The 6,605-nt window shown below is 75.7% G+C and carries 6 protein-coding genes; 2 read left to right on the forward strand and 4 right to left on the reverse strand.

Annotated features, from left to right (window positions below):
• Position 1: 1 nt before the first annotated feature.
• Positions 2–742 carry a class I SAM-dependent methyltransferase gene (locus tag AB0E83_RS14655; protein WP_362110248.1) on the forward strand — a complete coding sequence of 247 codons (741 nt, stop codon included), beginning with the start codon at positions 2–4 and terminating at the stop codon, positions 740–742.
• On the opposite strand, the gene AB0E83_RS14660 is transcribed toward AB0E83_RS14655, so the two are convergent.
• The gene (locus tag AB0E83_RS14660) at positions 739–2,391 is read right to left on the reverse strand and encodes an ABC-F family ATP-binding cassette domain-containing protein (protein WP_362110230.1); all 1,653 of its coding nucleotides are present in this window, start codon (positions 2,389–2,391) and stop codon (positions 739–741) included. The genes AB0E83_RS14655 and AB0E83_RS14660 overlap by 4 nt on opposite strands.
• A gap of 243 nt (positions 2,392–2,634) precedes the next feature.
• Between AB0E83_RS14660 and AB0E83_RS14665 the strand changes: the two genes are divergently transcribed.
• On the forward strand, positions 2,635–3,585 hold the full coding sequence (locus AB0E83_RS14665) for a class I SAM-dependent methyltransferase (protein WP_362110232.1): 951 nt from the start codon (positions 2,635–2,637) through the stop codon (positions 3,583–3,585).
• A 22-nt stretch (positions 3,586–3,607) separates the two neighbouring features.
• On the opposite strand, the gene AB0E83_RS14670 is transcribed toward AB0E83_RS14665, so the two are convergent.
• The 3 genes from AB0E83_RS14670 to AB0E83_RS14680 all read right to left on the reverse strand — a co-directional run.
• Positions 3,608–4,117 carry an RICIN domain-containing protein gene (locus AB0E83_RS14670; RefSeq protein WP_362110234.1) on the reverse strand — a complete coding sequence of 170 codons (510 nt, stop codon included), beginning with the start codon at positions 4,115–4,117 and terminating at the stop codon, positions 3,608–3,610.
• Positions 4,118–4,166: 49 nt separating this feature from the next.
• Complete coding sequence (locus AB0E83_RS14675) at positions 4,167–4,958, reverse strand: aldo/keto reductase (protein ID WP_362110251.1); 792 nt, start codon at positions 4,956–4,958, stop codon at positions 4,167–4,169.
• Positions 4,959–5,127: 169 nt separating this feature from the next.
• Positions 5,128–6,605 (reverse strand): AMP-binding protein (locus AB0E83_RS14680; RefSeq protein ID WP_362110236.1); only part of this gene is annotated, 1,478 nt, incomplete at its 5' end.

Raw genomic sequence — 6,605 nt, forward strand, 5'->3', positions numbered from 1 at the left:
CCTGCTCGACTACGAGACCGAGGCGGCCCACTACGACGAGACGCGCGGCGGCGTGCCCCGGGCCGGGGCGGCGGCCGCCGCCGTGCTGCGGCTCGTGCCGCCCGGCGCCCGCACCCTCCTCGACCTCGCCTGCGGCACCGGCCTCGTCACCGAGCGGATCGCCCGGCCGGGGCTGCGCGTCTTCGGCGCCGACGCCGCCCACGCCATGCTGCGGGCCGCCGCCCCGCGGCTCCCCGGCCGGGCCGTCCGCGCCGACGCCCGCCGGCTGCCGTTCCCCGACGCGAGCCTCGACGCGGTCTGCGCGGTGTGGCTGCTCCATCTGGTGCCGTTCACCGGCGAGATCGTCGCCGAGGCCGCCCGGGTGCTGCGCCCCGGCGGCGTCCTCGCCGTCACCGTCGACAAGGACGCCGCCCACGACGTCGGCAGCGACATCGACGCCCTGCTGCGCCCGCACCGCGCGCCCGCCGCCGCCCACGACCGCGCCGCACGGGTCGACGCCCTCGCCGCCGCCCACGGCCTCGCCCCGGCCGGCGCCACCTCCTTCACCGGCCACGGCCAGGGCGCCACCCCCGGGTCCACGGCCCGGAGGCTCCGCGCCGGCCACTACGCCTCCTGGTTCCGGGGCGACCCGGCCACCACCGAGACCCTCGCCGCCGCCCTCGCGGCCCTCCCGGACCGGGACCGCCCCCGCCCGGACCCCGAGTACCGCCTGGTGTCCTACGCGAAGCCCGGCATTTCCTAGCGGACCACCCGGCCCCCGGACAGTTCGAGGCGGCGGCCGGCGAAGCGGTCGCGGAAGGTCCGGTCGTGGGAGACCGCGACCACCGCGCCGGGGAAGGCGGCGACCGCCTCCTCCAACTCCTCGACGAGCGCGGGCGCCAGGTGGTTGGTCGGCTCGTCCAGGACCAGCAGGTCGGCGGGGCGGGTCACGAGGCGGGCCAGTTCGAGCCGTCGGCGCTGGCCGGCGGAGAGCGCGGCCACCGGCACGGTCAGGTCCTCCTCCCGCAGCAGCCCCAGCGCGAGCAGCGCCCCGGCGTGCTCCTCGGCCGGCCCGGGCAGGCCCTCCGCCCAGACGGCGAGGGCCGTCCGGCGGGTGGGGGAGTGCGGCAGCTCCTGGGCGAGGTGGCCGACCCGGCCGGTGCGGCGCACCTCCCCTTCCTCCGGGGCGAGTTCACCGGCGAGGACCCGCAACAGGGTCGTCTTCCCCGCCCCGTTGGGTCCGGAGACCAGGAGCCGGTCGCCGGCCCCGATCCGCAGTCCGTCCACGGCGAGCCGGTCGTCGACCCGGACCCCGGTCAGCTCCACGAGCGGTTCCGCGAGCGCCTCCGTGCGCTCTCCGGCCGGGAGTGCGGGAAGGGCCGGGGCGAACCGGCCGCCGAAGCGCAGCGGTTCGGGCGGCGCGGCGACCGGCTCCCGCAGCAGCTCGTCGAGGCGGCGGCGGGCCGTCCGCACCTGCCCGGAGAGCTTGTTCTCGCTGGAGCGCCGGTGCTTGCCGAAGCCCTGGCGCGGGTCCTTGCCGGTCACCGCGAGCCGCTGTCCCGCCGCCGCGACCAGCTCCTCCGTGCGGGCCACCTCCTCCCGCCACGCCAGGTGCTCCTGGACCAGCCGGCGGCGCTCGGCGGCCTTCGCGGCCCGGTAGCCGGCCCAGCCGTCCCCGTACCGCAGCACGGTCCGCCGGTCCCGGTCCACCTCCAGGACGGTGGTGGCGAAGCCGGAGAGGAAGGCCCGGTCGTGGGTGACGACCAGCGCGGTGCCCCGGTGGGCGGCGAGCCGCCCCCGCAGCCAGTCGACGGCGTCGGCGTCGAGGTGGTTGGTCGGCTCGTCGAGCAGCAGGAGCTCGGCGCCGGAGGACAGGACGCAGGCGAGCGCGAGCCGGGCCTGCTCGCCGCCGGACAGGGTGGCGAGCGGCCGGTCGCCGGTGACGTGCCCGAGGCCGAGGGCGTGCAGGGAGGCGGCGGTCTCGGCGTCGGCGCGGTAGCCGCCGCGCTCCTCGAAGCGGTCGAGGAGTTCGCCGTACGCGGCGAGCTCCTCCGGTCCCGCCTCGCCGAGGCGCGCCTCGGCCGCCCGCAACTCCGCCTCCAGGGCGCGCAGTTCGGCGAGGGCGAGGTCGACGGCGTCCTGGACGGTGTCGTCGGGGCCGACGGGGTACGTCTCCGGCAGGGTCTGGGCGAGCCGGGCGACGGGGCCCGGGAAGCGGACGAGGACCTCGCCCTCGTCGGGGGTCAGGCCGCCGTCGAGCAGCCGCAGCAGGGTGGACTTGCCGGAGCCGTTCTCGCCGACGACGACGGCCTTCTCGCCGGGCCGGACGGTGAACGAGACCCGGTCGAGGATCCGGCGATCACCGAAGGAGACGCCGACCTGGCGGAGGGAGAGCTGGGCGCGAGCGCGCATGGGGATTCCTCTGAGGCGTGGGGCGGAGAAGGGCACGCGAAACCGGCCCACGGCCGCGAGCGGCCGGGCCGGCCCCGGAATCAGAGGAAGAAGGAGAAGTGGTACGCACCCATGTTCCCGAGGCTAACAGCCGCCCCGGACGATGTCCCGGGACTTTCGCCCCGGGGACCGGCGGCGCCGACACGTTTGCCGTACCGGCAACTTTTCTCGCGTTTCCGGCGAGGCCCGGCGCACCCTGGTCCCATGACCCAGCACGGTGAAACCCACGCCCCGCACCACGACCACGCCCACGGACCGGGCCACGCCCACGGACCGGGCCACGCCCACCACGGCCACGCGCACGGCGAAGGCGGCGAGCTCGACTGGGCCCGGCTCGCGCCGCTCCTGGAGCTCCAGGCCGAGGTCGCCGGCACCGCCTACCGCGAGGCCGCCGACTGGCTCGGCACCCTCGTGCCGGTGGCCGGCGTGCGCCGCCTCCTCGACGTCGGCAGCGGCCCCGGCGTCATCACCACGCTGCTCGCGGAGGCGTTCCCGTACGCCGAGGCCGTCGCCGTCGACGGCTCCCCGGAGCTCCTGGAGCGGGCCCGGGCCCGCGCCGAGGCCCGGGGGCTCGGCGGCCGGGTCTCCACCCTGCGCGCCGAACTCCCCGACGAGACCGCCGGCCTGGGCGAGGCCGACCTGCTGTGGGCGGGCAACTCGCTGCACCACATCGGCGACCAGCGGGCCGCGCTCGCCGCGTTCGCCGAGCTGCTGCGCCCCGGCGGCCTGGTCGCCCTCGTCGAGGGCGGACTGCCCCCCCGCCACCTGCCCCGGGACATCGGCATCGGCCGCCCCGGCCTGGAGGCCCGCTTCGACGCCGAGCACGCCGACTCCTTCGCCCGGATGCGGTCCGAGCTGCCCGGCGCCACCCGCGAGCCGGACGACTGGCGGGCCATGTTCGTCTCCGCGGGCCTCACCCCGGCCGGCACCCGCACCTTCCTCGTGGACGTGCCCGCGCCCGTCCCGCCGGTCGTCCGCGAGCTGGCCGTCGCCCACTTCGGACGACTCCGCGAGAACTTCGGGGAACGGCTCGGCGCCGAGGACCGGGCCACCCTCGACCGGCTCCTCGACCCGGCCGACGAGCGGTCCCTGCACCACCGCACGGACCTCTTCCACCTGACGGCCCACACGGTCCACACCGCCCGCAAGGGCTGAACCGCGCGGGCCGCCACCCGGCTCAGGAGGGCACCGGCTCCAGCCGCCACCACTGGAACGGCGAGTCGGTGTCCTCCCCCTGGCGGATGTCGGCGCCCTCGGCCGCCGAGCCGTCCGCCACCTCCAGCAGCAGCCCGCTGACGAAGCTCACCAGCGTGACCGTGCCGGGCGACTCGACGTCCTGCTCGATGATCCACTCCTGGGCGCCGAAGTTGTTCGCCCGCCACTGCTGGACGAGCGCGCCCGGCTCCGTGGAGGCGTTCACCACGTCGAGCCGTTTCCCGCTGGCCGCGTTGACCAGGTGGTACAGCCCGCCGCCGTTGGGCACCGCGGACACCCGCCAGTGCTGCCCGGGGGCGTCGGTCGCGGCGCCCTGCTGGACCTTCGCGCCGCCGCGCCGCGAGCCCGCGTACACCTCCAGGACGAGGCCGCTGCCCACGTTCCGCACCCGGTACAGACCGTCCGGGACGGGAGCGGGGCCCCCGCCCCCACCGGCCGTCCCCGTCCCCGTCCCCGCCAGCGTCTCCGTCATCGCCCCGCCCCCGTCTCCGCCTTCGTCTCCGTCACCGTCGCCGTCCGGCTCAGGCGACGTTGAACTCCGCCGGGTTCGGACCGAGGCGCCGGCCCTCGTCGAGCGCGGCGATCGCCGCCATGTCCTCGGCGTCCAGCTCGAAGTCGAAGACCTCGATGTTCTCGCGGATGCGGGCCGGGGTCACCGACTTCGGGATGACCACGTTGCCCAGCTGGAGGTGCCAGCGGAGCACCACCTGGGCGGGGGTCCGCCCGTGCTTGCGGGCGACGGCGACCAGCGCCGGGACGTCGAGCAGCCCCCGGCCCTGGCCCAGCGGCGACCACGCCTCGGTCGCGATGCCGAGGCGGGCGTGGAACGCGCGGGACTCCGCCTGCGCCAGCTGCGGGTGCAGCTCGATCTGGTTCACCGCCGGCACCACCGAGGTCTCGGCCGTCAGCCGCTCCAGGTGCTCGGGGAGGAAGTTGGAGACGCCGATCGCCTTGGCGCGGCCCTCGGAGAGGATCTTCTCGAAGGCCCGGTAGGTGTCGACGTACGCGTCCTTCTCCGGCACCGGCCAGTGGATCAGGTACAGGTCGACGTAGTCGAGGCCGAGCCGCTCCAGCGAGGCGTCGAAGGCCCGCAGGGTGGAGTCGTGGCCCTGCTCGCTGTTCCACAGCTTGGTGGTGACGAAGAGCTCCTCGCGGGGGATGCCGGAGGCGGCCACGGCCTGGCCGGTGCCCCGCTCGTTCTCGTAGACCGCCGCCGTGTCGATGGAGCGGTATCCGGCCTCCAGGGCGGTGGCCACGGCCTGCGCCGCCTCGTCGTCCGGCACCTGCCAGACGCCGAAGCCGAGCTGCGGCATCGCCACGCCGTTGTTGAGGATGACCGAGGGGACCTTGCTGTCCGTGCTCACGTGGAATGGATCCTTACGTCGTCGTGGTCGTACGCGGACGGGCGCGCGGGCGCCCGCCCCCTTCCTCCCCAACGATCACCCGGCCCGCATCATTCCGGCGACCGGAGCGCGCCGCCGGTCAGCCGTACAGCGCCTCGACCTCCGCCGCGTACGCCCGTTCGATCGCCTTCCGCTTCAGCTTCAGGGACGGCGTGAGCAGCCCGTGCTCCTCGCTGAAGGGATGGGCGAGGATCCGGAAGGTGCGGATCGACTCCGCCTGCGACACCAGCGTGTTCGCCGCCACCACCCCGCGCCGGATCTCCGTCTCCAGGTCCGGGTCGCGGACCAGCTCGGCGGGGGAGAGCGGCGGCCGGCCCTGGATGGCGAGCCAGTGGTCCACCGCCTCCCGATCGAGGGTGACCAGGGCCGCGATGTACGGCCGGTCGTTGCCGACGACGAGGCACTGGGCGATCAGCGGATGCGACCGCACCCGCTCCTCCAGGCCGCCCGGTGCCACGCTCTTGCCGCCGGAGGTCACCAGGATCTCCTTCTTCCGCCCGGTGATCGTCAGATAGCCGTCGGCGTCGAGCGCGCCCAGGTCGCCGGTGGCGAGCCAGCCGTCGTTCAGCACGGCCGCCGTGGCCGCGGGGTCGTTCAGGTAGCCGGAGAAGACCTGGCCGCCGTGGAGCCACACCTCGCCGTCCTCCGCGATGTGCACGGTCGTGCCCGGCACCGGCCGGCCCACCGTGCCGTACCTGACCCGCCCGGGCGGGTTCGCGGTCGCCGCGGCCGTCGACTCCGTCAGGCCGTACCCCTCGAAGACGGTGACGCCGGCGCCCGCGAAGAAGAGCCCCGTCCGGCGGTCCATCGCCGAACCGCCCGACATCGCGTACCGGATCCGGCCGCCGAGCGCCTCGCGCACCTTCGCGTACACCGTCTTCTCGAAGAACTGGTGCTGTACCCGCAGCGCCGCCGACGGTCCGGGGCCCAGGCCGAAGGACTTCTGCTCCACCGCCTCGGCGTACTTCACGGCCGCGTCCACGGCCTTGTCGAAGACGCCGGCCCGGCCCTCCCGCTCCGCCTTGCGGCGCGCCGAGTGGAAGATCTTCTCGAAGACGTACGGCACGGCGAGGACGAAGCTCGGCCGGAAGGCGACCAGGTCCGGCAGGAGTTCGGAGGCGGTCATCGACGGCTGGTGGCCCAGCTTCACCCCGCCCCGGACCGCCGCCACCTCCACCATCCGTCCGAAGACGTGCGCGAGCGGCAGGAAGAGGAGGGTGGAGGCCTGGTCGCCGGGGCGGGAGCGGAAGACCGGCTCCCAGCCGGCGAGGACGGCGTCCGTCTCGGCCGTGAAGTGGGCGTGGGTGAGCACGCAGCCCTTGGGGCGGCCGGTGGTGCCCGAGGTGTAGATGACCGTCGCCACCGTCTCGGGGGTCACCGCCCGCCGGTGCCGCTGCACGACCTCCTCGTCGATGCCCTCCCCGGCCGCGGCCAGCTCGGCGACCGCGCCCGGTCCGGCGTCCTCGCCGGGGTCGAGCTGCCACAGCCGCGTCAGCCGGGGCAGCCGGTCCACCACGGACCCGATGGTCATGGCGTGGTCCTCGTGCTCCACCACGA

The organism is Streptomyces sp. NPDC035033 (assembly GCF_040636735.1).
GTDB lineage: Bacteria > Actinomycetota > Actinomycetes > Streptomycetales > Streptomycetaceae > Streptomyces.